Origin of the sequence: Xanthomonas bonasiae (genome assembly GCF_014836395.1) — a bacterium.
Classification (GTDB): domain Bacteria; phylum Pseudomonadota; class Gammaproteobacteria; order Xanthomonadales; family Xanthomonadaceae; genus Xanthomonas_A; species Xanthomonas_A bonasiae.
The window spans coordinates 18845-44423 of record NZ_JACSQX010000003.1 but is presented as its reverse complement, the minus strand read 5'-3'; the positions used below and the strand labels follow the sequence as shown (position 1 = coordinate 44423).

22 protein-coding genes are annotated in these 25579 nt (G+C 67.0%); 13 read left to right on the top strand and 9 right to left on the bottom strand.

The window, feature by feature from the left end; genetic code table 11:
• Position 1: 1 nt before the first annotated feature.
• The 5 genes from ccmE to ccmA all read right to left on the bottom strand — a co-directional run bounded on the left by ccmE (position 2) and on the right by ccmA (position 2825).
• Entirely contained in the window at positions 2 to 454 is a 453-nt protein-coding gene (gene ccmE / locus H9658_RS05240; RefSeq protein WP_191824611.1) for a cytochrome c maturation protein CcmE, read from the bottom strand.
• Positions 451 to 624, bottom strand: coding sequence for a heme exporter protein CcmD (locus tag H9658_RS05235; RefSeq protein ID WP_003474125.1), 174 nt, complete (start codon positions 622 to 624; stop codon positions 451 to 453). Before H9658_RS05235 ends, ccmE begins: the two co-directional genes overlap by 4 nt.
• Positions 621 to 1370 (bottom strand): heme ABC transporter permease CcmC, encoded by a 750-nt coding sequence (gene ccmC / locus H9658_RS05230; RefSeq protein WP_179563971.1) that lies wholly within the window; start codon positions 1368 to 1370, stop codon positions 621 to 623. The genes H9658_RS05235 and ccmC overlap by 4 nt, the downstream gene beginning before the upstream one ends.
• Positions 1371 to 1485: 115 nt before the next feature.
• Entirely contained in the window at positions 1486 to 2181 is a 696-nt protein-coding gene (gene ccmB, locus H9658_RS05225) for a heme exporter protein CcmB (RefSeq protein ID WP_179563973.1), read from the bottom strand.
• A complete protein-coding gene (gene ccmA, locus H9658_RS05220) occupies positions 2178 to 2825 on the bottom strand; it encodes a heme ABC exporter ATP-binding protein CcmA (RefSeq protein ID WP_047324868.1) in 648 nt (215 codons plus the stop codon). Before ccmA ends, ccmB begins: the two co-directional genes overlap by 4 nt.
• Before the next feature lie 218 nt (positions 2826 to 3043).
• Here ccmA and H9658_RS05215 point away from each other — a divergent pair, with 218 nt between their 5' ends.
• From H9658_RS05215 to H9658_RS05205, 3 genes are all read left to right on the top strand, one after another.
• Entirely contained in the window at positions 3044 to 4192 is a 1149-nt protein-coding gene (locus tag H9658_RS05215; RefSeq protein WP_191824610.1) for a pyridoxal phosphate-dependent aminotransferase, read from the top strand.
• A gap of 150 nt (positions 4193 to 4342) precedes the next feature.
• Complete coding sequence (locus tag H9658_RS05210) at positions 4343 to 5173, top strand: amidohydrolase (RefSeq protein ID WP_191824609.1); 831 nt, start codon at positions 4343 to 4345, stop codon at positions 5171 to 5173.
• Positions 5174 to 5263: 90 nt separating this feature from the next.
• Positions 5264 to 5701, top strand: coding sequence for a hypothetical protein (locus H9658_RS05205; RefSeq protein WP_179563979.1), 438 nt, complete (start codon positions 5264 to 5266; stop codon positions 5699 to 5701).
• An 81-nt stretch (positions 5702 to 5782) separates the two neighbouring features.
• Here the strand turns inward: H9658_RS05205 and H9658_RS05200 are convergent, their stop codons facing one another.
• A complete protein-coding gene (locus H9658_RS05200; protein WP_179563981.1) occupies positions 5783 to 6475 on the bottom strand; it encodes a hypothetical protein in 693 nt (230 codons plus the stop codon).
• 297 nt (positions 6476 to 6772) lie between these two features.
• Between H9658_RS05200 and H9658_RS05195 the strand changes: the two genes are divergently transcribed.
• Complete coding sequence (locus tag H9658_RS05195; RefSeq protein ID WP_225209774.1) at positions 6773 to 7369, top strand: hypothetical protein; 597 nt, start codon at positions 6773 to 6775, stop codon at positions 7367 to 7369.
• A gap of 428 nt (positions 7370 to 7797) precedes the next feature.
• On the opposite strand, the gene H9658_RS05190 is transcribed toward H9658_RS05195, so the two are convergent.
• From H9658_RS05190 to H9658_RS05180, 3 genes are read right to left on the bottom strand one after another with little or no spacing between them, the layout of a single operon-like run.
• Positions 7798 to 9360, bottom strand: a complete 1563-nt coding sequence (locus H9658_RS05190; protein ID WP_179563983.1) for a pseudouridine synthase — start codon at positions 9358 to 9360, stop codon at positions 7798 to 7800.
• Positions 9353 to 10378 carry an SMC-Scp complex subunit ScpB gene (gene scpB, locus H9658_RS05185; RefSeq protein WP_191824608.1) on the bottom strand — a complete coding sequence of 342 codons (1026 nt, stop codon included), beginning with the start codon at positions 10376 to 10378 and terminating at the stop codon, positions 9353 to 9355. The genes H9658_RS05190 and scpB overlap by 8 nt, the downstream gene beginning before the upstream one ends.
• A gap of 22 nt (positions 10379 to 10400) precedes the next feature.
• Entirely contained in the window at positions 10401 to 11339 is a 939-nt protein-coding gene (locus H9658_RS05180) for a segregation and condensation protein A (RefSeq protein ID WP_179563987.1), read from the bottom strand.
• Positions 11340 to 11711: 372 nt separating this feature from the next.
• On the opposite strand from H9658_RS05180, the gene H9658_RS05175 reads away from it, so the two are divergent.
• The 9 genes from H9658_RS05175 (at position 11712) to H9658_RS05135 (ending at position 25271) form a co-directional block, all read left to right on the top strand.
• Positions 11712 to 12011: a YciI family protein gene (locus tag H9658_RS05175; protein ID WP_191824607.1), complete on the top strand. Its 300-nt coding sequence runs from the start codon at positions 11712 to 11714 to the stop codon at positions 12009 to 12011.
• 20 nt (positions 12012 to 12031) lie between these two features.
• Positions 12032 to 12307, top strand: a complete 276-nt coding sequence (locus tag H9658_RS05170) for a BolA family protein (protein ID WP_191824831.1) — start codon at positions 12032 to 12034, stop codon at positions 12305 to 12307.
• A gap of 245 nt (positions 12308 to 12552) precedes the next feature.
• A complete protein-coding gene (locus H9658_RS05165; protein WP_191824606.1) occupies positions 12553 to 13572 on the top strand; it encodes a LacI family DNA-binding transcriptional regulator in 1020 nt (339 codons plus the stop codon).
• 118 nt (positions 13573 to 13690) lie between these two features.
• On the top strand, positions 13691 to 16657 hold the full coding sequence (locus H9658_RS05160; protein WP_191824605.1) for a TonB-dependent receptor: 2967 nt from the start codon (positions 13691 to 13693) through the stop codon (positions 16655 to 16657).
• 912 nt (positions 16658 to 17569) lie between these two features.
• Entirely contained in the window at positions 17570 to 20521 is a 2952-nt protein-coding gene (locus H9658_RS05155) for a TonB-dependent receptor (protein ID WP_406848105.1), read from the top strand.
• Between the two features lie 106 nt (positions 20522 to 20627).
• Positions 20628 to 22250 (top strand): glucoamylase family protein, encoded by a 1623-nt coding sequence (locus tag H9658_RS05150; RefSeq protein WP_179563996.1) that lies wholly within the window; start codon positions 20628 to 20630, stop codon positions 22248 to 22250.
• Entirely contained in the window at positions 22247 to 23560 is a 1314-nt protein-coding gene (locus H9658_RS05145) for a sugar ABC transporter substrate-binding protein (protein WP_406848104.1), read from the top strand. Before H9658_RS05150 ends, H9658_RS05145 begins: the two co-directional genes overlap by 4 nt.
• Positions 23557 to 24438, top strand: coding sequence for a carbohydrate ABC transporter permease (locus H9658_RS05140; protein WP_179563998.1), 882 nt, complete (start codon positions 23557 to 23559; stop codon positions 24436 to 24438). The genes H9658_RS05145 and H9658_RS05140 overlap by 4 nt, the downstream gene beginning before the upstream one ends.
• The gene (locus tag H9658_RS05135) at positions 24435 to 25271 is read left to right on the top strand and encodes a carbohydrate ABC transporter permease (protein ID WP_191824603.1); all 837 of its coding nucleotides are present in this window, start codon (positions 24435 to 24437) and stop codon (positions 25269 to 25271) included. Before H9658_RS05140 ends, H9658_RS05135 begins: the two co-directional genes overlap by 4 nt.
• Positions 25272 to 25579: the final 308 nt, after the last annotated feature.

The window sequence follows — 25579 nt, the reverse complement described above, 5'->3', positions numbered from 1 at the left end:
GTCACCGCGCCGCCTCCGCCACATCGTGCTTGCGATGCGCGCTGCCCATCTTGTCTTCCAGTTCCTTGGGCATGTAGGTCTCGTCGTGCTTGGCCAGCACGTCCTCGGCCACGAACACGCCGTCGTGCATGCGGCCGGTGGCCACCACCGCCTGGCCTTCGCGGAACAGGTCGGGCAGGATCCGGTCGTAGCTGACGGTCAGCTGCGCATCGCCGTCGGTGACCCGGAACCGCGCCAGCAGCGAACCGGGCGCGCGCTGGAACGAGCCTTTCTCGACCATGCCGCCGAGGCGGAAGCGCGCGTGCTCGGCGGTCTTGCCGGCCAGCACTTCGGCCGGGGTGTACAGGTAGGCGGTATTGCGCTGCAGGGCCATCGCCACCAGCGTGGTGGTCAGGCCGGCGGCCAGCACCAGCACCATCAACAGCAGCAGGCGGCGCTTGCGTTGCGGGGTCATCGGCTCAGGTCCAGCGTGGCCGGGTCGGGCTTGGGCTGCTGCTTGCGTTGCGCGCGCAGCCGCGCCGCGCGCAGGGCGCCGCGCAGCTGCAGCCGCGCCAGCACGAAGTCGGCCAGCAGCACGCCGACGAACACCGCATAGGCGCCGATCACGTAGGGCAGGTAATTCATCCGCGCGCCTCCGCCAGTTTCGCCACCCAGTCCTTGCCGGCCTCGCGGCGCAGGTTGTCGGCGCGCGCGCGCGCCAGCAGCGAGCCGGCGAACCAGAACTTGGTCGCCGCCACCATCAGCCACAGCGGCGGCAGCATGCTCGGGTCCATGCTCGACTGGCCGAACAGGCGGATGGTCTGGCCCTGGTGCAGCGAGTTCCACCACACCACCGAATAGCGGATCACCGGCAGCAGCACCACCCCGACGATGGCCAGCAGCCCGGCCGCGCGCGCGGCGTTGCGGCGGTCCTCGATCGCCAGGTACAGGCCCATCACCCCGATGTACAGGAACAGCAGGATCAGTTCGGTGGTCAGGCGCGGGTCCCAGTCCCACCAGGCGCCCCACATCGGCTTGCCCCAGATGCTGCCGGTCAGCAGGGTGATCACGGTGAAGGCGGCGCCGATCGGCGCGCAGGCCATCGCCAGCACCTCGCACAGCTTGATCCGCCAGACCTGCGCGATCGCCGCGTACAGCGCCATCAGCCCGAACACGAACAGGCTCATCCACGCGCTGGGCACGTGGATGTAGAGGATGCGGAAGGCGTCGCTCTGCAGGCGGTCGGCTGGCACCACGAACAGCGCCTGCCAGATCCCCAGCCCGCCCAGCAGCAGCGCGGCCAGATAGCACCATGGCGTCCAGCGCGCGGCGAAGCGGTCGAAGGCGGGGGGCGAACCGAGTTGGTGGAACCAGCGGACGACGGAGGACATGCGGTCGATTCTAGCGGGCGGGGGGCTTGCTACGGTGCGGCGACAGCGGTGCGACGATGGACCAGGACAACACGATGGTACGGCCCGCGCGGCGCTGGCGCTGCGCCAAATGCGCTCAGCTCAACGAGATGCGGATCGCCGCCGCCGCCGCCAGCGGCGCCAGCACCAGTCCCAGCACCAGCCCGGCCGCCAGCAGCAGCAGGCCGCCGCTGGGATCCAGGCCCTGCGCCGCGGCCGCCACGCTGCCGGCACCGAACACCAGCACCGGCACGTACAGCGGCAGCGCCAGCAGCGCGACCAGGATCCCGGCGCGCTTCATGCTCACCGTCAGCGCCGCCACGACTGCGCCGATCAGGCTCAGCAGTGGCGTACCCAGCGCCAACGATGCCAGCAGCACCGGCATGCGGTCATGCGGCAGGTGCAGCAATTCGCCGAGCAGCGGGGTGGCCACGATCAGCGGCAGCGCGGTGGTCAGCCAGTGCAGCAGCACCCGCACCAGCACCAGCCAGGCCAGCGGCACCGGCGCCAGCAGCCACTGTTCCAGCGAGCCGTCCTCGGCGTCGCCGCGGAACAGGCTGTCCAGCGCCAACAGCCCGGCCAGCAGCGCCGCCAGCCACAGCGCGGCGCCGGCGACCTCGCCGAGGAGGCGCGGCTGGTTGCCCAGCGCCAGCGCGAACAGGGCCACGATCAGCAACGCGAACAGCGCCGGCTGCAGCGCGTCGCCGCGGCGCCGCCACAGCAGGCGCAGATCGCGCAGCAACAGCGCGCGGGTGGCCTGCCACAGCGAGGGAACCGGTGCGGCCAGGCTCATGCGGCCACCCCGCTCAGGCTCAGCATGCGCGTGCGCACCGGCGGCGCGGCGTAGGCGCCGTGGGTGGTGACCAGCGCCGCGCCGCCGCTGCGCAGGTGCGCGGCGATCATCCGGTTGACCAGGGTGATGCCGTCCAGGTCGAGGTTGGCGTAGGGTTCGTCGAGCAGCCACAGCGGCGCCGGCGACAGCCACACCCGGGCCAGCGCCAGGCGCTTCTTCTGTCCGGCCGACAGCTGCCGCACCAGGGTGTCCTCGTAGCCGGCCAGGCCGACGATGGCCAGCGCGCTGCCCGGCATCTGCTTGGCGCGGCGGCCCTGCAGGCCGCACAGGTAATGCAGGTTCTCCAAGGTGCTCAGGTCCGCCTTCAGCGCGCCCAGGTGGCCCAGGTAGGCCATGTAGCGCGCGCGGTCGCCGCGGCGCACCGGGCGGCCGTCGATCTCGATGCGTCCGGCCTCCGCGCGCAGCAGCCCGACCAGCACCCGCAGCAGGGTGGTCTTGCCGGCGCCGTTGTCGCCCTGCACCAGCAGCGCCTCGCCCGCATCCAGATGGAAGTCCAGCGGGCCGAACACGGCGGCGTCGTCGCGGGCGAAGGTGAGCCCGTGCGCGGCCAGCAGCGGCGGCGGGGAATGCAGCGGATCGGTCATCGGCGGAATGCCGCGCCGGGACGGGCGCGGCGGCAGGCGGTGGGTGCGGGAGCCGCGCATTGTATCGGCATGCGGCCACCCGGCGCGGGCGCCGCCGCGGCGACGGCGGCGCCGGCCCAGTGGGCCGCGCGAAGAACGCTGTTTTGCGCGGCGGCGACGCATCGCCGGCAAGCGGCTTTGCGTACACTCGACGCTTTCCCGCTCCCGTACCCGGACGCATGCACCCGCAGACCAAGCTGCCCAAGGTGGGCACCACCATCTTCACCGTGATGTCGCAACTGGCCGCCGAGCACGGTGCGGTCAACCTGGGCCAGGGCTTTCCCGACTTCGCCGCGCCGGCGCGGCTGATCGACACGCTCGCCCAGGCGATGCGCGACGGCCACAACCAGTATCCGCCGATGACCGGGGTGCCGGTGCTGCGCCAGGCGATCGCCGGCAAGGCGCTGCGCTGCTACGGCGCGCAGGTCGATCCGGACACCGAGGTCACCGTGACCAGCGGCGCCACCGAGGCGCTGTTCAACGCCATCCATGCGGTGGTGCGGCCGGGCGAGGAAGTGATCGTGCTGGATCCGGCCTACGACAGCTACGAGCCGGCGATCGACCTGGCCGGCGCGCGCGCGGTGCACGTGCCGCTGGACCCGCAGAGCTTCGCGGTGGACTGGGAGCGGGTGCGCGCGGCGATCACCCCGCGCACGCGGCTGCTGATCCTCAACAGCCCGCACAACCCGTCCGGCGCGATGCTCGGCGCCGACGACCTGCAGGCGGTGGCCGACCTGCTGCGCGGCAGCGACATCTTCCTGATCTCCGACGAGGTCTACGAGCACATCGTGTTCGACGGCCGCCGCCACGAATCGGTGCTGCGCTGGCCGGAACTGCGCGAACGCGCCTTCGTCGTCTCCAGCTTCGGCAAGACCTACCACTGCACCGGCTGGAAGATCGGCTACGCGATCGCGCCGCCGGCGCTGAGCGCCGAATTCCGCAAGGTCCACCAGTACAACACCTTCACCAGCTTCGGCCCGGCCCAGTACGCCTTCGCCGCGATGATCCGCGACGAACCCGAGCACGACGAGCAACTGGGCGCGTTCTACCAGGCCAAGCGCGACCGCTTCCGCGAACAGCTGCTGACCACCCGGCTCAAGCCATTGCCGGTGCCGGGCGGCTACTTCCAGCTGGTCGACTATTCGGCCATCAGCGACCTGCCCGACACCGAGTTCGTGAAGTGGCTGACCATCGAGAAGGGCGTGGCGGCGATCCCGCTGTCGCCGTTCTACCAGACCCCGCCGCCGGGCCAGCGCCTGGCCCGGCTGTGCTTCGCCAAGAACGAAGCGACGCTGGATGCGGCGATCGAGCGGTTGCGCGCGCGGTAGCGCGCCACCGCCGGGATTGGGGATTCGGGATTGGGGATTCGTAGAAGCTAGGTACCCCTTTAGCGGAAAGTCTGCTTACCGATCCCAATCACGAGTTCAAATCCCGCTTTTGCCAATCCCGAATCCCCAATCCCAAATCCCGGCCCCTCAATGACCGATCTGCGCATCTCCCTGATCCAAGGCGACACCCGCTGGCACGATCCGGCCGGCAATCGCGCGCACTACGCCGAGCTGCTGGCGCCGCTGGCCGGAGCGACCGATCTGGTGATCCTGCCGGAGACCTTCACCAGCGGTTTCTCCAACGAGGCGCTGGACCAGGCCGAGGGCATGGACGGGCCGACCGTAGCCTGGATCCGCGAGCAGGCGGCGCGGCTGGGGGCCGCGGTGACCGGCAGCGTGCAGTTGCGCGTGCCTAGCGAGGACGGCGTCGCAAAGGTGTTCAACCGCCTGCTGTGGGCCACGCCCGACGGCGCACTGCAGCACTACGACAAGCGCCACCTGTTCCGCTACGCCAACGAGCACCAGCGCTATGCCGCCGGGCGCGAGCGGCTATGCGTGGACTGGAAGGGCTGGCGGATCAATCCGCAGGTCTGCTACGACCTGCGCTTCCCGGTGTTCTGCCGCAACCGCTACGACGTCGAGCGCCCCGGCCAGCTCGACTTCGACCTGCAGATCTTCGTCGCCAACTGGCCGTCGGCGCGCGCCTACCCGTGGCGCACGCTGCTGCGCGCGCGCGCGATCGAGAACCTGTGCTTCGTGGCCGCGGTCAACCGGGTGGGCGAGGACGGCAACGGCCTGCACTATGCCGGCGACAGCGCGGTGATCGACTTCCTCGGCCAGCCGCAGCTGGAGATCCGCGAGCGCGAGCAGGTGGCCACCACCACGATCTCGGCGGCGGCGCTGGCCGCGCATCGCGCGCGCTTCCCGGCGATGCTCGATGCCGACGCCTTCACCCTGGGAGCGGCCAACGCCGATCGCTGAACGGCGCCGTGCCGGAGGCGGGTTTCACCACGCTGCCGTGCGCGGCGCGCTGCTACGCTCGGGCCGGTTTTCCATCCACGGAGCGTCGCCATGTACAACAAACTGTTGACCACCGCCGCGCTGCTCGCCGGCATCGCCTTCATGCCGCAGGCGCATGCCGCCGGCAATATCGATTGCCAGCTGCGCTTCAATCTGTCCGGCTGGTCGGTGTTCTACAAGACCGCCACCGGCACTGGCACCATCACCTGCGACAACGGCTCCAAAATCCCGGTCAAGATCAGCGCCAAGGGCGGCGGCCTGAGCGTGGGCAAGTCGAAGATCGTCGACGGCCGCGGCCGGTTCACCGGCGCCTACACCCTCAACGACCTGTTCGGCACCTACGCGACCGCCGAGGCGCATGCCGGCGCGGCCAAGTCTTCCGACGCGCAGGTCATGACCAAGGGCGATATCTCGCTGGCCCTGGCCGGCACCGGCAAGGGCTGGGACCTGGGCGTGGCCGTCGGCGGTTTCACCATCGAGCGGCGCTGAGCCGCGCGGCGCCGTCTGCGATCGCAGCGGCGCCAGGGCGAGGCGGCTTCCCGCAGGAGGCCGCAGCGCCGGCAGGTCCGCTCACTGCTGAGCGAACACCCAGGCCAGCTGGCCGCGCACCGGTTCCTTGGCGGCCAGCGCCTGCGCGTACAGCGTACGCGCGGCCCAGCAGGCGTCGGCGTCACTGGCCTGCGCCATCTGCGGCAGCACCTTCACCAGGCGCTGCTGCTGATCGGCGGGCAGGGCCCCGATCAGGCTGGTCATCGCCGCCTGCACATCGGCCGGCGCCACGGTCTGCGGCGGCGTGTTGCTCAACTGCGCATCGGTCGCCTTGAGCGAAATCTCGAACCATTGATCGATCTGCGCCGGCGGCAGCGTCTCCAGCCCCTGCAGCATCGCCGCGCTCATCGCCTGCGCATCGTTCGGGTTGCCGCCGCGGGCCAGCAGCGCGCACTTGGGCACGTCCACTTTTTCGCTGACCGCGGCAAGGATTTCCAGGCGCTGTTCCAGCGTGGCATGGTCCAGCCGGGTGATGCCCTTCTGCGCCAGCTCGAAGCCGGCGCGCTGCGCCTGCGCCTTGTCGCCCTGCTTGAGCAGCGCGACATAGCGCGGATCGTTGACCAGCTTGCGCAGCATGCGGTCGAACGGCTCGTGCAGCGGCGAGCTCTTGGGGTAGGGGTTCTGCGCGGCGGCGACTTCTTCCTGCACCTTCTTGCACGCGCCCAGGCTCAGCACGGCGGCGATCAACAGGGGCAGCAGTATCTTCCGTGACATGGAATCTCCGATCGGTAGAGGCGCCGCCGCGGAAGTGGGCAGCTCAGGACGCCCAGGATATCGGCTTCGCCGCTTTTGCGCATCGGCGCCTCGGGCGTGCGGCCATGCGCGGATGCCGCAGCAAGCCTTGGCGCCATGCGCGTCATGTCCGGCTGTGCGGACCAAGACCTATCGCATCGAACGCTTGTTCGTAGCCAGCCGCTTGCCGTGGCAAGATCGCCACCGACATCCGGCGGATGCGCATGCCGCAGGCAGGAGAGGCGATCGATGAGCAGGATCGGGCTGGCCGTTGTGTTCATGGCGCTGCTGTCGGCGCGCGATGCGTCTGCAGCCGGGCAGGGCATGCAAGCCTGCGAGATCGACAGGCCCAGGCTGCTGGCCCTGGATCAGCAGCAGTTCGATCAGGACGTGCGCGATGGCGGCGGCGGTTGGCGCGCCATTGCGGCGCGTCCCGGCTGCGAAACGGCCGCTGCCGATCTGATCCGCGACTACAGGAAGGCGCATCCCGACGACGCCAGTCTTCTCTATTGGCATGAGGGACAGCTGCGCGCGTTCGCCGGCGACTATCCCGCCGCGATGGCGCTGATGCAGGCGTCCAAGAAGCCTGCGTCGCAGGATCCTGCCGGATGGAATCCGTATGTCGATGCGACGATGGCGTTCCTCGCCCACGACCAGAAGGGCCTGGCAGCGGCGAAGAAGGCGCTGGACGCGGTGCCGCCGTCGCCGGACCTGCCGCCGTTGAAGGATGGAGTCATCGAGCTGCCGATGCAGGATGGGCAGGTGATCAAGATGCGCTGGCCGCCGAATGCGGACGTCGTCGAAGGGCTGGCGCGGTGCATGGAGAAATCCTACGCCGTGGCCTACAGCCAGGAATGCCGGGCAGGCTCGCCTTAAGGCGTGGCAGCAGGTCGCGCCGCGCTTGCGCGTGCATGGGGCAAAGCCAGCAAGGGAACCACGTCCGTGCCAGAGCGCTGATGCGGCAGCGCGCACGCGCAACAGCGGCCCTGTGGATTGGGCTTGTCGGGTACCAGCCGACACCGCGCGGCTCGACGACCCGAGCGCCAGTCGGGCGCTGCGACGCAGTGCCGGCCGGCGCCCCGGCAGGCCCCGCGACTGACTCGGCAACCGATGGCACGCCCTGGCCGGCGGCACCGCGGCGCGCGTCTGCGACGGCATCGCCTGCTCGATCTCCCGCTGGCCGCCTTGGCGGGCGGGATGCGGCAGCGTCTGCCGCATCTGTGCCCAGCAAAAAGGGCGCCGCATGCGCAGGCGCCCTTGGTCTTGGCTAATGCGGCCGGCAGCGGGTGCCGGCCGCGTGGTACTCAGCCGCCGCCGCGCGGACCGCGGTTGCCGCCACCGGGGCGACCGCCGCCGCCCGGACGCCCGCCGCCGGGGCGGTTGCCGCCGGGACGACCACCGGGGCCGCCCGGACCGCGCTTCTGCCCGTCGGCGCGCGGGCCGGCCGGACGCGCAGAGCGCGGCGCCGCGCCGTACGGGCTGAAGCCGGGGTTGGCATGGTCGGACGGGAAGCTGGGCGCATTGCCCGGGTGCCCGTACGGGTGCGCCTTGCGCTGGCCCTGTCCCTGGCCGCCGCGGCCCTGGCCTGCGCCCTGGCCGGCACCGGCGCCGGCGGGGCGCGGCTTGCCATAGGGACGACCCTGGCCTTGCCCCTGGCCCGGACCACGGGCAGCGGCGGGACCGGCATTGCGGTGGCCGGTCGGACCGGTGCTGACGCCGTCGGGCACGTACCAGGTGCGGAACGCGGCGGGGTTGCCGTCCGGCAGCGGCTTGGGCCCCTTCGGGGTGCGCTGCTTGAACGGCTTCTGCGCCTGCTGGGCGGCCATCTCGCCGCTGACGGTCAGCCCGCCGTGCGGCTTCTTGCCGCCGCGGCCGCGGCCGCGGTCCTCGCGGAAGTTGTCGAAGCGGCGCAGCTCGCGGCCTTCGTCGGCGACGTTGTGGCCGTTGACGTAGGCATTGCCGCCGCGGCCGACCTGCACGGTGGCCTTGGCCGCCTTGCGCTGGCCGATCACCGGCTGCAGGGTCAGCGCCGACGGGGTGCCTTCTTCCAGCTTCAGTTCGGCGCGCAGCGCCTCGACCTTGTCCTGCGCCAGCTCCAGCGACTGCCCGCGCAGCAGCTCGCGCGGCAGGCCCACCTTGCCGTAGCGGGTGCGCTTGAGGCGGCTGACCTGGCAACCCTGCGATTCCCACAGCCGGCGCACTTCGCGGTTGCGGCCTTCCTTGACCACGACGCGGAACCAGTCGTGCGAATCGGTGCCGCCGATGCGTTCGATCTCGTCGAACTTGGCGCCGCCGTCTTCAAGCAGCACGCCGCGCGAGAGGCGCTCGACCATGCTGTCGGGCACCTTGTCCTCGCCTTCCGGGGCGCGCACGCGCACCACGTACTCGCGCTCGATCTCGTAGGACGGATGCATCATCGCGTTGGCCATCTCGCCATCGGTGGTCAGCAGCAGCAGGCCGGTGGTGTTGATGTCCAGGCGGCCGATGGCGATCCAGCGCGCGCCCTTCAATGCCGGCAGCGCCTCGAAGATGGTCGGGCGGCCTTCGGGGTCTTCGCGCGTGGTCACTTCGCCTTCGGGCTTGTTGTAGATCAGCACGCGCGCCGGCTCGGTCAGCGCGCTGGCGACGAAGCTGCGGCCGTCCAGCTCGATCCTGTCGCCGCTCTTGACCGACATGCCGGTCTGCGCGACCTCGCCATTGACCTTGACCAGGCCGTCGGCGATGCGCTGCTCCAGCGCGCGGCGCGACCCCAGGCCGGCCTGCGCCAGGACCTTGTGCAGGCGTTCTTCCAGTTTCGGCTGCTCGCCGGCGGCATCGCGCTTGAGCGAGAGCTTGTTCAACGACAGCTTGCGGGAGGTGTCACTCATTTACTTGGCTCCGGCCGGCGCGGGGTGCGTCGGCCTGTGGTTCGGAATCGGCATCGTCAACAGCCACGGTCGTCGTCGCGACGGCGTTGTCTTCGGCTTCGTTCGCATCCGCCGCGCGCTCGCCCGGCGCGGCTTCGGGTTCGCCCGTCGGGGCGGTGTCTGCAGACGAGGCAGTCGCCGTGGCGGCGTCTGCATCGGTCTCGCGTTCGGTTTCGGTATCGCTGTGTGCGGCCGCCGTGTCCTCGGCCGCGTGGGAATCGGCTGCGCTGTCGGCTTCGGCCGGTGCTGCGTCCGGATCCGGTGCAGTATCCGGATCGGATGTGGCGCCGTTGTCTTCGTCGCTCGCCTCGGCAGGTGGCGCGTCGGCCGCGTCGGCATCCGCTGCCGACGTGGCTGCGTCGGCAGCGGTGTCGGCATCGGCCGCTCCGGCCTGGGCCATGTCGCCGACCGGCAGGGTGTCGCGGTCCAGCTGCAGTTGCGGTTCCAGTTCGCCGATGTCCTTCAGTTCCGACAGCGGCGGCAGTTCGTCCAGGCGCTTGAGCCCGAAGTAGTCGAGGAAGCCCTTGGTGGTGCCGAACAGCGCCGGCTTGCCGGGCACGTCGCGGTGACCGACCACGCGGATCCACTCGCGCTCTTCCAGCGCCTGGATGATGTTGCTACTGACCGCCACGCCGCGCACCTGCTCGATCTCGCCGCGGGTGATCGGCTGGCGGTAGGCGATCAGCGCCAGGGTCTCCAGCGTGGCACGGGTGTAGCGGGTCTTGCGCTCGGTCCACAGCCGCGCCACCCACGGGTGCACCTCGCTGTTGACCTGGTAGCGGAAGCCGGAGGCCACTTCCACCAGTTCCACGCCGCGCCCGGCGCAGGCCTCGCGCAATTGCTCCAGCGCCCGCTCGATGCTGCCCGGCGGCGCCGGCTCGTCCTCGGGGAACAGGCCGTGCAGCTGGGCCAGCGGCAGCGGTTGGTTGGCGGCGAGCAGGGCGGCCTCGACGATGCGGTTGATCAGCGCTTGATCCATGCGTAAGGGGGTCTTCGAAAACTCAGGTAGGGTCGTTGGCGGCGTCGGTATCGTCGAACTCGCTGTTGAACTGCAGCGGTTCGTTGGTGTTGCCCAGCGCCAGCGACTTGACGTAGATCGGCGCCAGCGGCAGCCGTTCGCCGTTGCGAACGACCTGGTCCATCGGCTCCTGGACGATGTCCAGCAACTGCTCCTTGGCCAGTTCCAGCAAGGCCAGGAAGGTGACCAGCACGCCCAGCTTGCCTTCCTCGGCGCTGAACAGCGATTCGAAACGGTAGAACCGGCCGTCGTCCAGGCGGCTCAGCACATCGCCCATCCGCTGCCGCACGCTCAGCGCCTCGCGCTTGATCGCGTGGCCGCTGAACAGCTCGGCGCGCTTGAGCACGTCGTACAGCGCCAGCAGCATCTCCTTCAGCTCCACCGGCGGCGGCAGCTTCACCGCGGCGCGGTCGGGCACATGCGCCTGCACCGGCGTGGTGTCGCGGTCCTGCCGCGGCAGCGCGTCGATGTCCTCGGCGGCCTGCTTGAAACGTTCGTACTCCTGCAAGCGGCGGACCAGTTCGGCGCGCGGATCGGCTTCCTCGCCTTCCTGCGCCGGCGGCCGCGGCAGCAGCATCCGCGACTTGATCTCGGCCAGGATCGCGGCCATCACCAGGTATTCGGCCGCCAGTTCGAAGCGCAGCTCCTGCATCACGTTGATGTAGTCCACGTACTGCCGGGTGATCTCGGCGACGGGGATGTCCAGGATGTCCAGGTTCTGCCGGCGGATCAGGTACAGCAGCAGGTCCAGCGGGCCTTCGAACGCATCCAGGATGACTTCCAGCGCATCCGGCGGGATGTACAGGTCCTGCGGGATCTGCAGGACCGGCTGCCCATGCACCACCGCCAGCGGCATTTCCTGCTGCTGTGGCGCGGTCTGCTGGATTGGCGGGTTCGCGTCGAGCGCGAGTTCGGAGGTCATCAGTTGGACGTCAGGTACATCAGGTGTTGCGGTAGCGAAGGGCCGGGCAGGGGCGATCCGGCTCGGGGCCTTGCCAGCAGTACTGCAGTTCACGTCGCGTCATCCCCGCAACGCGATCCACACTTCAACAGGACACAAGGCGTACGCCGCACGAGTCGCGGCGACGGAACAGCTTGAGGAGGACGTCTGCGCGGGCGGTGTCAGGCAGCGAATCGGTCGTCGGAAGGGGCTGGGGGAGCCAATCACCGACGGGCCGCTGCATCCGGCCGCGTGCAATGGAACCAAGGGTAATGCGCCAGCCGGGTCGGTGTCCAGCGCCGTGGCGCTAGAATTGTGCGGGGTTCATACGCGAAACGAAAGGCGGGTGGCGGTATGTGGTACGTGATCGAGGGATACGACGGCGCCGATGCGCTGCCGCGGCGGGCGGCGGCACGGCCGGCGCACCTGGCCCGGTTGGAAGCTCTGCAGGAGGCCGGCCGCCTGCTGCTGGCCGGTCCGTGCCCGGCGATCGACGCCGAGGACCCGGGTCCGGCCGGGTTCAGCGGCAGCCTGGTGGTGGCGGCGTTCGACTCGCTGGCGCAGGCCCGGGCCTGGGCCGAGGCCGATCCGTACGTGGCTGCGGGCGTCTACACGCGGGTCGAGGTGCGGCCGTTCCGGAAGACCTTGCCGTGAGCGGGCCTGCCGTGGGCGAGATGGCCGCGAGCCGGGTCGCGCGCATCCGCGCCGCGTTGCAGGCGGCGTTCGCGCCGCAGTCGCTGGAAGTGGAGGACGACAGCCACCGCCATGCCGGCCACGCCGGGGCGCGCGACGGGCGCGGTCATTTCAATGTGCGCATCGTCAGTGCCGCCTTCGCCGGCATGGCGCCGCTGGCCCGGCACCGCGCGGTCTACGCCGCGCTCGGCACGATGATGGAGAGCGACATCCACGCGCTGTCGATCCGCGCCGAGGCGCCGCGCGAGGCCGCCTGACCCGTCGCGCAGGGCCTCGCGGCGGACCGTCCGCAGTGCCGCGCGCATGCCGCGGCAGCCGAAAAAAGCGGGATCCAGGCCGTTATTATGCTGCGGCGCGTCATGATTTTGGCGATTTTGCGATGGGTCAAGTGTTTGAATTGAAACGTTTTTATTGAAAAAATAACAAAAGGCTTCTGCCTCGTCCTGAAAACGATTACAGTCCGCGCCAGTTTCTCAATGTCTCGGTCGCGGAGGGCGGCACGATGGCGAAGAGCGCGGTCACCATCAAAGATGTCGCACGCGAGGCCCGGGTATCGGTGGCCACGGTGTCGCGTGCGCTCAACGGCCACGAGAACGTCGCCGAGCCGGTACGCAAGCTGGTGCTGGAAGTGGCCGAGCGGCTGCGCTACAGCCCGCATGCGGCCGCGCGCAGCCTCAGCAGCCGCCGCACCCAGACCCTGGGCGTGGTGCTGCCGGACCTGTACGGCGAGTTCTTCTCCGAGTTGATCCGCGGCATCGACGGCGCGGCGCGCGCGCGCCGCCAGCATCTGCTGGTGTCCAGCTACCACGGCGATCCGGAAGAGCAGGGCCGCGCGCTGCGCGCGATGCGCGGGCGCGTGGACGGCCTGCTGGTGCTGTCGCCGTACGCCGAGCGCCCCGGCTTTCTCACCGACAACCTGCCGCAGGCGCTGCCGACGGTGCTGATCAACACCTATCTGCCCGGCGCCGAGTATCCGGTACTGAGCATCGACGACCATGCCGGCGCGATGGCGATGACCGAGCACCTGCTGGCGATGGGCCACCGCCGCATCGCCTTCGTCGGCGGCCCGGACCTGAACTTCGATGCGCGCGAACGCCTGCGCGGGTTCCGCGACGCGATCGCCGCGCATCCGGGCCAGGCGCAGGGCCAGGAGTTTCCCGGACAGTTCGACGAAGCCTCGGGCCATCGTGCCGGGCAGGCGATGCTGCAGTCGGGCACGCTGCCCGATGCGGTGTTCGCCGCCAACGACATGACCGCGCTCGGCTGCCTGTACGCCTTCGCCCAGGCCGGCGTGCGCGTGCCCGACGACATCGCGCTGGCCGGCTTCGACGACATCCCGCTGGCGCGCTTCGTTCACCCGTCTCTCACCACCATGCAGGTGAGTATCGCCGGCCTCGGCGAGCAGGCGATGCGGCGCCTGTTGCAGTTGATCGATCAACCGGGAAGCGACGAGGGGCTGCGGCAGACGCTGACGCCGCTGCTCGTCGTGCGCGATTCCAGTCGCAACGTCATGAAGAAATAGGAGGAGCAACGTCGCCGACGCCGCTGTCGCCATGCTGTTTTCAACGCTTCACTTGCTGCACTTTTTTCCTTGTTTACGCAGTCGCTACAACAACTAAGAACCAACCTGGAGGGTTTTCATGCATCAACGTAATCAGACCGCGGCTAGGCCTGCGCGCAAGCTTCTCACCTGTGCGCTGGCCAGCTGCCTGCTGCTGAGCGCCGCACCGGCGTTCGCGCAGAGCACCGCCGCCACGATCCGTGGGCAGGTCGCGCTGGAGTCGGCGCCGTCGGCGCAAGCGCAGGTCACCGCGACCAACCTGGCGACCGGTCTGTCGCGCACCGTGCAGGTCAACAACGGCAGCTATGCGGTCGGCGGCCTGCCGCCGGGTTCGTACCGCATCGACCTGACCGCCAATGGCCAGACCACCTCGCAGAACGTCACCGTGCAGGTCGGCCAGACCGCGACGCTGAACCTCGGCGCCGCCGCACCGGCCGCCAGCGCCGGCGCCGAAGGCGCCACCACGCTCGACGCGGTACAGGTCACCGCGCCGCCGGTGCTGGTGGAGACCCGCACCTCCGAGAACGCCACCTACATCTCCAACGTGCAGATCGAGAAGCTGCCGCAGGCCACGCGCAACTTCCTCGAACTGGCCGACAGCGTGCCGAGCGTGCAGTTCCAGCGCGACGCCAAGGGCAACACCACGGTGCGCTCCGGCGCAACCTCGGCCAACGGCACCAACGTCTACATCGACGGCATCAGCCAGAAGAACTACGTGCTGACCGGCGGCGTCAGCGGCCAGGACTCCAGCCGCGGCAATCCGTTCCCGCAGTCGGCGATCGGCGAGTACAAGGTCATCACCTCCAACTACAAGGCCGAGTTCGACCAGGTCAGCAGCGCGGCGATCGTCGCCTCGACCAAGTCCGGCGGCAACGATTTCCACGGCAGCTTCTTCTGGGACACCACCAACGACGACTGGCGCGCCGAGAGTCCGCTGGAACGCGAAGCCGGCAAGCGCGACGATTTCTCCGAAACCCAGTACGGGGCGACGTTCAGCGGCCCGATCTTGAAGGATCGGGCGCATTTCTTCATCGCCTACGAGGCCAAGGAATACACCACGCCCAATACGGTGATCCCGGGCGGCATCTATGCCGACCGCGTCGATCAGCTGCCGAGCGAACTGCAGCCGCTGGTCACCACCTACAGCACCCCGTTCAAGGAAGACCTGTATTTCGGCAAGATCGACTGGACCATCGGCGACAACAGCCTGTTCGAGCTGAGCGGCAAGTACCGCAAGGAAGACGAGCTGTCGGACATCGGCGAGACCACCACCTACCAGCACGGCAGCAGCAACGGCCAGGAAGAGAAGCGCGCCAACCTGCGCTGGCAGTACACCGGCGCCGCGTTCCTCAACGACTTGAACCTGAGCTACGAGAGCGCGTACTGGACCCAGAATCCGCTGACCAACGGCAGCGGCTACGTGCTGTCGTACGTGCCGCAGGCCGGCAACGAGACCACCATCCTCACCGCCGGCGCCGGCAGCAGCTACCAGAACAAGGGGCAGGAAGGCTGGACCCTGCAGGACGACCTGACCTTGAACAGCATGGACTGGCACGGCAGCCACACGGTCAAGATGGGCTTCAAGTACAAGGACATCGAGCTGGATTCGACCCAGATCAATCCGGCCAATCCGCAGTACTACTACAACATCCTGACCGATACCGACACGCCGTACCGGGTGCGCTGGGGCGATACCAGCGGCGGTTCGGTGGTGTCCAAGAACAAGCAGTACGGCATCTATCTGCAGGACGACTGGGAAGTCAACGAGCACCTGACGCTCAACCTGGGCGTGCGCTACGACTACGAGAAGACCCCCTCGTTCCTCGACTTCGTGACCCCGGCCGACGTCGCCAGCGCGCTGCAGAACTGGAGCAACCTGGACAACGCCAACTACGACATCTCCAACTACATCAGCAACGGCCACAACCGCAAGGCGTTCAAGGACGCCTGGCAGCCGCGGCTGGGCTTCTCCTACGACCTGTTCGGCGACCAGGCGCACGTGATCTACGGCGGCGCCGGCCGTGCCTACGACCGCAACATCTTCGACTACCTGGCGCTGGAGCAGCTCAACAACAGCTTCAAGTCGTACAGCTATTACTTCAGTAGCGCCAACAACGCCTGCCTCGGCGACCCGTGCGTGCCCTGGAACGAAAGCTACGCCACCCAGGCCGGCCTGGACGGGCTGGCGTCGAGCAACACCGGCGGCGGCGGTCGCGAGATCTACCTGATCGACAACAACATCAAGGTGCCGTATTCCGACCAGTTCAGCCTCGGCATGCGCAACATGGTGCATCTGTGGGGCAACGACTGGTACACCGACGTGACCCTGAGCCGGATCGTGAGCAAGGACGGCTTCGTGTTCCTGCGCGGCAACCGTCGTGCCGACGGTTCGTTCTTCCTGCCCGGCACCACGTCCGGCGTGCCGACCGATTCGCCGAGCGGCTACAGCGCGATCGTGCTGGGCACCAACGGCCTGGAAACGCGCAACAACCAGCTGGCGCTGAAGCTGGACAAGCCGTACGACAAGGAGTCGGGCTGGGGCCTGACCGTGGCCTACACCTTCTCCGACGCCAAGGAAAACCGTCAGTACGGCGAGCACTACGCGCTGGACCAGGCGTCGATGGCCGGCTACGGCTGGCGTGAGGCCGGCGGCATCCCGAAGAACCGCCTGGTGGTCACCGGCATCTACGAGTTGCCGTACGCCATCACCCTGTCGGGCAAGCTGTCGCTGGCCAGCCAGACGCCGCGTTACGGCACCAACTGCCTGGCCGGCAACGACCAGTGCTATATCATCCAGTACAAGCCGGATGCCACGCTGGGCTACAAGGAATTCAGCCTGGCGGCGAACAAGGAATGGGATACCGGCGCGGGCATCAAGTTCAACGTGCGCGCCGACGTCATCAACCTGTTCAACTGGACCAACTACGCCGACTACAACACCGACACCGGGACCTACGACGACCTCAACACGTCGTACGGCACCGCGAACGGCGTGTTGGCGTCGCCGATGCGCACGTTCAAGCTGTCGTTCGGCTTGAATTGGTAAGTGCAGTTGTCGCGGTTCCCGACAGGTTGGGAGCCGCGATGTTTGCAGGAGCGTGTTTGGGTGTGTGTGGGTGATTGTGTTGGCGCCGTAGCGAAAAAGTTGAGTGAGGTTATTAACTTCACTCTATTTCTGAATCTATGTATGGAATATATTGGTATCAATGAGGATCGTTATGAAAAATCAAAGATTTTTATTGGTGTTTTTTGTTGTGTGTTTTTCCATCATTTCATTTGCTGCGCAATCGAAGACTTGTGGGTATGATAATAATGGAAAGCCAATTGAGTGCGTTCCTCTGAAGGCGTTCAATTTGGTTAGCCCGTCGGCAGGGACGACAATAATTGTCGGGGCGCCTTATGATTTTCATCCTGTAGCAGAGACTGTGGGGCTTGGGACAAGCACCACGATGTTGTATGGTGAGTTTAAGCTTTCCCCAAAAGTTGATGGAAATATCAGTGAATGTAGGTACTACTCTACTACGCAGCCTTATACGTGCCGGCTGCTCATAGCTGTTCCAGGGACCTACACATTGAATGCTACTGGTGTTACCTCAGCTGGGGCGTCGAAATCATCTGTTCCTGCAACTATAATAGCTGAGTAAAAATTTCCTGCCATCTTTATGGGTGGCAGGAATTATTTTGTATTTTCTACTATGTACTATATTTTTTGGCTGTAGATAATAAGTGTGGGGCGGGTTTCTAGTCGCTCACTTATTTGCGTTGTCAATCTTGGTTCTTTTTTGGGGTGGAGAGTTGGTTATTTATAAATGACGCTTTGGTGTTTTTGGGTCGCCAGTTCATCTTTAGGCAGTCTTGGCTGCTTTGGCGATAGTTAAAAATCCATGTCCACGCAAAAACTCAAAAAACGGAACCCGGGAGGGTCTTAGAAATGGCAAATCGACGCAACATTCGTAAAATGCTACCCGCGCGTAAGCTGTTGACCTGCGCGCTCGCCAGCTCTGTCCTTCTGGTCACAATGCCGGCACTCGCGCAAAGCACTGCTGCGACCATCCGTGGCCAGGTGACGGCCGATTCGGCCCCTGCCGGCAGCGCGAAAGTGACCGCGACCAACGTCGCGACCGGCTTCAGCCGCAGCGTGCAGACCAGCGCGTCGGGCAGTTATTCGGTGGCGGGCCTGCCGCCCGGTACCTACCGCGTCGACGTGGAGTCGGGCGGCAGCACCAGCAGCCAGACCATCACCGTGCAGGTCGGTCAGGCGGCGACGCTGAATCTCGGTGTCGGCGCTGCCGGCGCCAGCGCCGGCGGCAATGCCACGACCCTGGACACGGTGCAGGTCACCGCGCCGCTGGCGGTGGAGACCAAGACCTCGGAAGTCGCCACCTACGTCACCACGCGCCAGATCGAGGCCTTGCCGCAGAGCTCGCGCAATTTCCTGGCGTTTGCCGACACCGTGCCAGGCATGGTGTTCGAGACCAGCCCCAGCGACGGTTCGACCAAGCTGCAGTCCGGTGCGCAGAGCGCGAACAACATCAACGTGTTCATCGACGGCGTCGGCCAGAAGAACTACGTTTTGAAGGGGGGCATCACCGGGCAGGACTCCAGCCGCGGCAATCCGTTCCCGCAGCTGGCGATCGGCGAATACAAGGTCATCACCTCCAACTACAAGGCCGAGTACGACCAGCTCAGCAGCGCGGCGGTGTCGGCGGTGACCAAGTCCGGCGGCAACGATTTCCACGGCAGCTTCTTCTGGGACTACAGTAATTCCGATTGGCGCGCGGCCCGCGAGAGCGAGAAGGAGCAGGGCAGCAAGGACCGTTCCAAGGACGAGCAGTACGGCTTTTCGTTCGGCGGCCCGATCGTCAAGGACGTGGCGCATTTCTTCGTGACCTACGAGGGCAAGGACTACTCCGCCCCGCAGGATGTGTATCCGGGCCAGGGCTACACCGTGTCCGAACTGCCCGCGTCGGTGCAGTCGGCGGTGCGCAACAGCACCGTGCCGTTCCACGAGGACCTGTACTTCGGCAAGATCGACTGGGCGATCGATGACAATAACCTGCTGGAGCTGACCGCCAAGCGTCGCGAGGAAACCAACCTCAGCAACATCGGCGCGCAGAACACCGAGTCATACGCGACCAATACCAAGGTGGACGAAACCCGGGTGGACCTGCGCTGGCAGTTGACCATGGGCGACTGGCTCAACGACGCGCACCTGACCTACGAGAAGGCGTTCTGGTCGCAGGAACCGAAGAACTTCGGCGACGGTTATGTGCTGACTGACGGTACCGGCAATACCGGCAATGTGATCCTGGCCACCGGCGCCGGTTCGGGCGGCTACCAGCACAAGGGACAGACGGGCCACTCCTTCCAGGACGACCTGACCTTCTCCGGCTGGGAGGGCCACACCCTCAAGATGGGCGTGAAGTACAAGCAGGTCGAGCTGAACACGCTCGAGCAGCAGCCGTACAACCCGCAGTACTACTACGACATCAACGACAGCACCTCGGTGCCGTACTACATCAGCTTCGCCTCCGGCCTCACCGGCACCAGCCAGGGCACGCTGACGTCCAAGAACAAGCAGTTCGGCCTCTATTTCCAGGACGACTGGGAGGTCAACGACCGGCTGACCCTGAACCTGGGCCTGCGCTGGGACTACGAAAAGACGCCGAGCTACCTGAACTATGTGACCGATCCGGACGTGGTGGCGGCCATCTACAGCCAGGATCCGAACGGGCCGACTGGCCAGACCTATGCGCAGACGCTGGCACTGGGCGGGATCGACATCTCCAACTACATCAGCGACGGCAGCAACCGGCATGCGTTCAAGGATGCCTGGCAGCCGCGCCTGGGCTTCTCCTACGACCTGACCGGCGACCAGAAACACGTGCTGTTCGGCGGCGCCGGGCGCTCCTACGACCGCAACCTGTTCGACTACCTGGCGCTGGAGCAGACCAAGGCCACCTACGGCAGCTACGGCTATTCGGTCAACACCGCCGCGCATCCGTGCACGGTGGGCAGCGGCAACTGCCTGGAATGGGACGATTCGCTGCTGCAGCAGTCCACGCTAGACGGGCTGGTGGCGAGCAACTCGGCGACTGGGCGCGAGGTCGATCTGCTGTCCAACAATCTGAAGGTGCCGTATTCGGACCAGTTCAGCATCGGCATCCGCGATACGTTCCAGATGCTGGGCTACGGATGGAACAGTTCGGTAACGCTGCAGCGTGTCGTCTCAAAGGACGGTTTCGTGTTCCTGCTGGGCAACCGCCGGCCGGATGGCAGCTTCTTCGAGGCAGGCACCATCTCCGGTCCGCCGTGGGACTACGGCGTGCCCGGCTACGGGTCGCTGATCCTGGGCACCAATGGCCTGGAGACGCGCAACAACTCGCTGCTGCTGAGTCTGGAGAAGCCGTACACGTCCGAGTCGCCGTGGAGCGTGAACTTCGCCTACACCTACAGCAACGCCAAGGAGAACCGTGAGTTCGGGCAGAACTACGCGCTGGACTACCCGACGATCGCCGACTACGGCTGGTTCACCTCCGGCGGCGTGGCGCGGCACCGCCTGGTGATCAGCGGCGTCGCCGACGGTCCCTGGGACACCACGTTCTCCGGCAAGCTGACGCTGTCCACGCCGGAGTACTACTACACCACCTATTGCCCGTCGGACGGGCAGTGCCGCATCCGCCAGTTCCATCCCGACACCACGCTGGGCATCAAGCAGCTGGACCTGGCGGCGCAGAAGGTGTGGGACACCGGGTCCAACGTCAAGCTGAAGATGCGCCTGGATGTGCTGAACGTCTTCAACTGGAAGAACTACGACTCGTACAGCGTCGATTGGGACAGCGGGACCTATACCGGCTACGACCAGTACGCGACCCGTACCGCGAAGCTGTCGCTGGGCCTGGATTGGTAAAGGCTTTGCCGCGGCCACCCCGGAACGTTTAGGGTGGTCGCGGCGAGGCGGGAAGTAGGATAATTTCGCACATGCATGTAAACGATTTCACAGGGGTGTCGAAGGCATGAAACTGGGCAGCGTCGCACGCTCACCATTGGTCCTGCTGCTGGCGGCGGCAGCGCTGCTGGCATCCTGCAAGAAAACCGAGGAGCCCTCCGTAGCGGACAAGAAGCCGGTAAAAGTGATCCTGATCGAAGCGGAACTTCCCCCCAAGCTGGTCAAACCCGAGTTGCCGCCGCTGTTCGACGACATCGAACGGCGCACCTTCCAGTTCTTCTGGGACACCACCAACGAGCAGAACGGCCTGGCGGTCGACCGCTACCCGTCGCGCCCGTTCGCCAGCATCGCCTCGATCGGGTTTGCGCTCACCGTCTATCCGATCGGTTACGAGAACGGCTGGATCAGCCGCGAGCAGGCGGTGCAACGCACCCTGACCACGCTGCGCTTCCTGCGCGACGTGCCGGTCGGTCCGCAGCGCACCGGCCGCGCCGGCTACAAGGGCTTCTACTACCACTTCCTGGACATGCAGAAAGGCCTGCGCTACGACCAGTGGGTGGAGCTGTCGAGCGTGGACACCGCGCTGCTGATGATGGGCGTGCTGTTCGCGCAGTCCTACTACGAAGGCGACAGCGCCGACGAGAAGGAGATCCGCCAGATCGCCGACACGCTGTACCGCCGCGTGGACTGGAAGTGGATGCAGCAGCGCACGCCGCTGATCACGATGGGCTGGTACCCCGAGCGCGGCTTCATCCAGCACGACTGGATGGGCTACAACGAAGGCATGATGGTCTACCTGCTGGCGCTCGGCTCGCCGACCCATCCGGTGGAACCCGATGCGTGGCTGGAGTGGACCCGCACCTACAACAAGGACTGGGGCGTGTACTACGGCCAGGAATACCTGGCGTTCGGGCCGTTGTTCGCGCACCAGTACAACCACGTCTGGATCGACTTCCGCGACATCCAGGACCAGTACATGCGCGAGCACGGCATCGACTACTTCCTCAACAGCCGCCGCGCCACGCTCGCCCAGCGCGAGTACGCCATCGACAACCCGATGAAGTGGAAGGAGTACGGCGAGAACGTGTGGGGCCTGACCGCCAGCGACGGCCCGCAGAACACCACCCAGGACTACCGCGGCGAACAGCGCCAGTTCTTCCACTACCGCACCCGCGGCGCCGGATTGTTCGAAGCCTTCGACGACGGCACCATCGCGCCGACCGCGGCGGTGTCCTCGATCGTGTTCGCGCCGGAAGTGGTGATCCCGGCGACCCAGGAGATGCACAAGCGCTTCGGCGACTACATCTATTCCAGCTACGGCTTCCTGGATTCGTTCAATCCCAGCTTCAACTACGATATCCCGCTCAAGACCGGGCGCATGCTGCCCAACCGCGGCTGGGTCGCCGGCGATTACATCGGCATCGACCAGGGCGCGATCGTCACCATGATCGCCAACTACCGCAACGAGTTCGTCTGGAACGTGATGAAGAAGAACAAGTACCTGCGGACCGGCCTGGAGCGCGCCGGCTTCAGCGGCGGCTGGCTGACCCCGGAGGGCGAGACCCAGCCGTTGCCGAAGAAGGACGAGCAGGCGGCCACGGCCCGGGCGCTGGGCATCGCCGAGTCGCGCGCCGCGTCCGCCGAAGCGCAGCCCAATCCCGCGCAGCGCCAGCCGCAGAATCCGCAATGAGCGGCTTGCGGACGATGCGCCGGTACGTGACGCTGGGCATGCTGGTGCTGGCCGTGTGCGGTTGCGCGCGCGCGCCGCAGGGCGAGGTGGTGCGGTTCTGGGCGATGGGCCGCGAGGCCGAGGTGGTGGCCGAGCTGATCCCGGAGTTCGAGAAGGAGAATCCCGGCATCCACGTGGACATCCAGAACATCCCGTGGACCGCCGCGCACGAAAAGCTGCTGACCGCGTTCGCCGCCGACGGGTTGCCGGACGTGTGCCAGCTCGGCAACACCTGGATCCCCGAATTCGCCGCGCTGGACACGCTGCAGCCGCTGCAGCCCTACGTGGACACCTCCAAGGTGGTCGATCCGAAGGACTACTTCGCCGGCATCTGGGACACCAGCGTCATCGACGGGCAGCTGTACGGGGTGCCGTGGTACGTGGACACGCGCCTGCTGTTCTACCGCAAGGACATGCTGAAGGATGCGGGCGTGGAAAAACTGCCGCAGACCTGGGCCGAGTGGGAACAGGCCATGGCCGCGGTGAAGAAGCACGTGGGGCCTAAGCGTTACGCGATCCTGATGCCGATCAACGAATTCGAGCAGCAGCTGTCGCTGGGCCTGCAGCTGGACGATCCGCTGCTGCGCGACCACAACAACTACGGCAATTTCCGCAGCCCCGGTTTCCGCAAGGCGCTGGGCTTCTACGCCAACATGTTCGAACAGGGCTGGGCGCCGAAGATGTCCGAGACCCAGATCTCCAACGTGTGGGACGAATTCTTCAACGGCTTCTACGCGTTCTACATCTCCGGGCCGTGGAATATCCGCGAGTTCCGCAAGCTGGAGCCGGCGGCGCTGAAAGGGCAGTGGGGCACCATGCCGCTGCCGGGCCCGAGCGGCCCGGGCGCCGGCATCGCCGGCGGCACCAGCCTGGTGATCTTCCGCAAGTCGGAGCAGAAGGACGCGGCGTGGAAGCTGATCGAGTTCCTGTCGCGGCCGCAGACCCAGGCGCGGTTCCATGCGCTGATCGGCGACATGCCGCCGCGGCGCAGCACCTGGGAGTACCCGTCGCTGGCCAACGATCCGTTGGCGCACGCGTTCCGCGACCAGCTCGAGCGGGTCAAGCCGGCGCCGAAGGTGCTGGAGTGGGAGCGCATCGTGCAGGAAATGCGGCTGGTCACCGAGCGCGTGGTGCGCGGCGGCGAAAGCCAGGAGAAGGCGGTGCAGGACCTGGACAAGCGCGTGGACGAAATCCTGGAGAAGCGGCGCTGGATCTACCAGCAGCAGCATCCGCAGGCAGCGGCCGCAGCGGCTGCGGGAGCGGCGCCATGAAGCGCGGTTCCCTGGCCGGCTGGCTGTTCGCCGGGCCGGCGCTGATCGTGATCGGCGTGTTCTTCGGCCTGCCGGTGCTGTCGGCGCTGGCGCTGAGCGTCACCGACTTCGACCTGTACGCGCTGGCCGACAGCAACCACCTGCGCTTCGTCGGCTTCGGCAACTACATCGAGTTGCTGCAGACGCAGATGTTCTGGAAGTCGCTGTGGAACACCACCTACTTCGTCATCGTCGGCGTGCCGCTGTCGATCGGCGCCTCGCTGGGCGCGGCGCTGCTGCTCAATGCGCCGGTGGCGCGGTTCAAGCCGCTGTTCCGCACCGCGCTGTTCGCGCCGGTGGTGACCACGCTGGTGGCGGTGGCGGTGATCTGGCGCTACCTGTTCCACACCAGCTACGGCCTGGTCAACTACGGCCTGAGCCATCTGGGCATCGGCCCGATCGACTGGCTCGGCGACCCGCACTGGGCGATGCCGACGATCATGCTGTTCGCGGTGTGGAAGAACTTCGGCTACAACATGGTGATCTTCCTCGCCGGCCTGCAGGGCATCCCGCAGGACCTGTACGAGGCTGCGCGCATCGACGGCGCGTCGAAGTGGCGGCAGTTCCTGCACATCACCCTGCCGATGCTGGGTCCGGTGCTGCTGGTGGTCGGAGTGATCACCGTGTCCGGCTATTTCCAGCTGTTCGCCGAACCCTACGTGATGACCCGCGGCGACCCGCTGCAAAGCACGGTCAGCGTGCTGTACTTCATGTTCGAGGAAGGCTTCAAGTGGTGGAACCTCGGCCGCGCGTCGGCGGTGGCGTTCCTGCTGTTCCTGATCATCCTGGGAGTGACCTCCGTGATGCTGCGCTTCGGCCGCAAGAAGGACCTGGTATGAGCCGCGAAATCGGCGCGTCGCGCTGGAACACGCTGCTGGTCAACGGCGGGCTGCTGGTGCTGGCGCTGATCAGCCTGGCGCCGCTGCTGTGGATGGTGTCGGTGTCGTTCATGCCGGCGGGGCAGGCGAGCCGCTTCCCGCCGCCGATGCTGCCGACCGGCCCGACCCTGGCCAACTACGGCGAGCTGTTCTCGCGGACCGGCATGGCGCGCAACTTCGCCAACAGCCTGCTGGTGTCGTGCGCCATCACCTTCGGCTCGCTGCTGATCAACACCATGGCCGGCTACGCCTTCGCCAAGCTGCGCTTCGTCGGCAAGGAGCGGATCTTCCAGATCCTGCTGGCGGCGCTGGTGATCCCGGCGCAGGTGGCGATGCTGCCGCTGTTCCTGCTGATGAAGCAGTTGCACCTGGTCAACAACTTCGGCGGGGTGGTGGTGCCGGCGCTGGCGACGGTGTTCGGCATCTTCCTGGTGCGCCAGTACGCGCGCTCGATCCCGGACGAGTTGCTGGAGGCCGCGCGCATCGACGGCGCCGGCGAGCTGCGCATCTTCTTCCAGATCGTGCTGCCGATGCTCAAGCCGGTGCTGGTGACGCTGACCATCTTCACCTTCATGGCCGCGTGGAACGACTTCATGTGGCCGCTGATCGTGCTGACCGACCAGGAGCACTACACCCTGCCGGTGGCGCTGGCGGCGCTTTCGCGCGAACACATCATGGACGTGGAGATGATGATGGCCGGCGCGGTGGTGACGGTGATCCCGGTGCTGGCGCTGTTCCTGGCGCTGCAGCGCTACTACATCCAGGGCTTGCTGCTGGGTAGCGTGAAGGGGTGAGGGAACGCGCTTGCGAGCCACTGGCTCGCGCGTTCCCGAACGCCCGGCCATGGATGGCCGGGCCGGACGTTCTGGAGTGCGAGTGTTACGCCATGGATGGCAGCGTTCTGCCGATCATGGAGTGCCACTGGCGCGCGTTGCGCCGAACGCCTGGCCATGGATGGCCAGGCCGGGTTGTCCGGAGCCGATCCGTTGCGCCATGGATGGCATGGGAAAGATGCGAGTGCGGCGACGCGCTTGCGAGCCACTGGCTCGCGCGTTCCCGAACGCCCGGCCATGGATGGCCGGGCCGGACGTTCTGGAGTGCG